At 49.7% G+C, this 2,734-nt stretch carries 4 protein-coding genes; 3 read left to right on the forward strand and 1 reads right to left on the reverse strand.

Features of this window, described 5'->3' with window-relative positions; genetic code table 11:
- Window positions 1-943: MFS transporter (locus J5224_RS24635; protein ID WP_264627853.1), on the reverse strand; the 943-nt coding region annotated here is incomplete at its 3' end.
- Between the two features lie 84 nt (window positions 944-1,027).
- Here J5224_RS24635 and J5224_RS24640 point away from each other — a divergent pair.
- The 3 genes from J5224_RS24640 to J5224_RS24650 all read left to right on the forward strand — a co-directional run.
- Window positions 1,028-1,534, forward strand: a complete 507-nt coding sequence (locus J5224_RS24640) for an Lrp/AsnC family transcriptional regulator (RefSeq protein ID WP_264627854.1) — start codon at window positions 1,028-1,030, stop codon at window positions 1,532-1,534.
- 141 nt (window positions 1,535-1,675) lie between these two features.
- The gene (locus J5224_RS24645) at window positions 1,676-2,152 is read left to right on the forward strand and encodes a YlaC family protein (protein ID WP_264627856.1); all 477 of its coding nucleotides are present in this window, start codon (window positions 1,676-1,678) and stop codon (window positions 2,150-2,152) included.
- A 134-nt stretch (window positions 2,153-2,286) separates the two neighbouring features.
- Window positions 2,287-2,734 (forward strand): GntR family transcriptional regulator (locus tag J5224_RS24650; RefSeq protein ID WP_264627855.1); only part of this gene is annotated, 448 nt, incomplete at its 3' end.

A 2,734-nucleotide genomic window follows, 5' to 3' on the forward strand; every position in this document is an offset into this window, starting at 1 on the left:
GGGCGCGATCCATGACCAGTTCCTGAATGGGAGAAACCGTTGCGAAACCAAAAGCGGCCATAAGGAAGACTGAAATACCGGCAACCATATGATTTTCAACACCGACCCAAAAGATCAGAAGCACTGCGCCCTGTGCTGCCAGGGTAACGAAAAGCGTGCCAAAAAGTGATCCATCGGCAAAACGTCCGCCTACCCAATTTCCCACTGCAAGTCCGAAGCCAAAAAGCACCATCAGCCATGCCACACCGCTGGCTGAAAAACCGGCTTTTTCGATCATCATCGGAGCAATGTAGGTAATCGAGGTAAAAAACGCGGCCGGACCAAAAACGGTGATGCCCATGACAAGCAATACCTGTGGATCGACAAAGGCACGTAGTTCTGCGCGCAGGGCAACCGCTTTTCCCTTCTCGATGCGCGGTACCAGCAGAGCAACACAGGCCATCGTAAACAGCCCAATCGCGGCAATCACCCAGAAAACCAGCCGCCATCCAAAGAGTTGTGCCAGCCAGGTACCCAGGGGAACGCCAAGCAGATTAGCCAGTGTCAGTCCCGAAAACATAAAAGCAATAGCGCTAGCCTGACGGCCCGGCGCAACCAGAGAGGCAGCGATAATCGATCCGATACCAAAAAAAGCACCATGGTTGAAAGAGGTGATAACACGGCCAGCAATCGCCAGCGCCAGTGTCGGCGCAATCGCGGTAACGATAGTGAATATAAATCCCAGTGCTATCAGCATCGTCTTGCGGGGCACTCTCGCCCCCAGAACCGTCAAAAGCGGCGCGCCGACAAAAACGCCCAGTGCGTAAGATGTGGCCATTAGCCCGGCGGTAGGGATATTGACATTAAAATCAGCGGCTATTTGCGGGAGAATACCCGCAATAACGAATTCAGTAAGACCGATTCCGAATGCGCCGACGGCGAGGGCTAAAAGCGCTATTGGCATTGAAACTCCAGCATGTACTTGTTGATTGAATATCATTAGGTAAAATTGAGTATATTCGACACCATATTCAGAGAGTGAACCCTTATGAGTGCATTTGATAAAGAAAAAGATGGCATTCGGCAGACAAGACATAAACCGGCAGAACTCGATGCAATCGACCGAAAAATATTAGGTGCACTGGCAGAAGATTCAGGGCGCAGTTACAGCGAACTTAGCGAAATCGTTAATCTTTCTGCACCGGCGGTGCACGATCGCGTGAAGCGTTTGAAACGTGACGGGGTTATAAAGGCAACCGTTGCGGTACTAGATGGCTGCAAGCTGGGTCGAACGCTGTTAACGTTCCTGGTTATTGATACCAGCAGCTATAGAGCGACCCGCGCTCTTCTTCAGTTCACCCAGCGACGGGAGGTTGAAGAGCTGCATACCGTCGCGGGGGATGGGTGTGTTTTAATAAAGGTACGCGCGGCAGACACCGAATCTCTGGAAAATTTCCTGATGGAAATTCAAAGCCTGGAGGGCGTTCGCTCTGTGCGCAGCTATATCGCACTTTCTACCTTTCTTGAGCGTGGGCCCTCTCCTGACGAAAGGTAAGCTCCCGAGCCAACAAACTGTTATAGCAAATACGGCGAAAACTGTATCTATTCTCTTTGGTACAACTGTGTTGTAATTGATAAAATATTGTCAGGTTCTTGTTGAATCAGGAAGAATTTCCTAAGCGTAATGGTGTTGATGATGGATGAAGTAAAGCGCCTTCTGACTGAAGAGATTGAACGCATTAACCGTGAAGAGAAGCGTGATAATAAAATACGCTTTAGCCTGAAGTTTATGCGCTCGCACCCTTACCTGTTCTCTGCCATGCTGATCAGCTACGTGCCCGTCGCTTTGATATTATTCTATGCGGCTTATTTTGGCCTGCCCTACCTGATTGGCTTCACCGGATTTATGCTGGTCATGTCAGTGGCGCTTTCGATAGATATCAACCCCAAATATCGCTTCGAAGATATAGATGTGCTGGATTTACGTGTTTGCTATAACGGTGAGTGGTTTACCAACCGTCAACTTTCACCTGACACAGTCAATAAACTGCTGAGCAATGAACATATCGCGCAGGAAGTCAAAAACGGAATAACAAAAATCCAATTCACAAAGGGGGAAGTGGGTTTTTACGATGTTTTTTCTCTCGCTTATCTTAGAAAAGCCGCAATATGACGTTTAGCGTATGAACCTCCCCATCCCCGGCATCAAGTGCATGCCATTCGTGCCATCCACTGCGTGGCTATTGCGCTGCGACCGACACTAACCGTCAACCCCCATTATCCATCACGGCAAAAAATAGGTGTGCTATGGCCAAGTTCGAGCAACTGGCTCGTCAGATGCGAAAGCAACTTCAGGAGGGAATTTGGCAGCCGGGTGACAAACTTCCGTCGCTGCGAGAAAAGTCGATTCACTCTGGTATGAGTTTGATGACGGTGCTACGAGCCTATCAATTATTAGAAAGTCAGGGACTGCTTATATCGCGCCCACAGTCAGGCTACTACGCCGCGCCACAGTTAGCCGCACCGCCGCTGGATAGCGTCTCCCCCTCAAACACGCAGGCTCGGGTGGAATTGACTGAAGATGTTGACGTTAATGCGTTTATTTTTGATGTGCTTCAAGCCAGCAAGGATCCCTCTGTCGTTCCTTTTGGCTCTGCATTTCCTGATCCACACCTTTTCCCTCAGCGTCAATTAACCCGCTCTTTGGCGTCAGTGGCGCGACGCATGCAGCCACGAAACGCCTTGGATAATCTCC

The organism is Candidatus Symbiopectobacterium sp. NZEC135 (assembly GCF_025962695.1).

Excerpts from the sequence above, each read along its gene's own strand:
- J5224_RS24640 (WP_264627854.1), top strand. The coding sequence starts at position 1,028 with ATGAGTGCATTTGATAAAGAAAAAGATGGCATTCGGCAGACAAGACAT.
- J5224_RS24645 (WP_264627856.1), top strand. The coding sequence starts at position 1,676 with ATGGATGAAGTAAAGCGCCTTCTGACTGAAGAGATTGAACGCATTAAC.